Source organism: Jeotgalibacillus marinus, from assembly GCF_040801915.1.
Taxonomy (GTDB): domain Bacteria; phylum Bacillota; class Bacilli; order Bacillales; family Jeotgalibacillaceae; genus Jeotgalibacillus; species Jeotgalibacillus marinus.
The window spans coordinates 1-277 of record NZ_JBFMIA010000139.1; the positions used below are offsets into that span (position 1 = coordinate 1).

The window sequence follows — 277 nt, forward strand, 5'->3', positions numbered from 1 at the left end:
GACCGGGCCGATCCTCTCGCGCGGTTCCGTGAGCGGTTCTCGATCGACGACCGCTATGCGGCCTACATGGACGGAAACTCGCTTGGCCGTCAGCCACGCTCCGCTGGGGACGTAGTAGCTGCAGCACTCGAGGTGTGGAGTGACTCCATGATCTTGGGATGGCGGGACTGGATTCGACTCCCGATCAGGCTCGGTGACCGGATTGCACAGGACGTGATCGGTGCCCGGGAGGGCGAAGTACTCGTCTCCGACAGCACGACGGTCAACCTCTTCAAGG

The 277-nt window shown here is 63.2% G+C and carries 1 pseudogene; it reads left to right on the forward strand.

From position 1 onward, the window contains the following. Window positions 1-277 (forward strand): annotated as a pseudogene (locus AB1471_RS17290) (kynureninase); the annotation flags it as partial.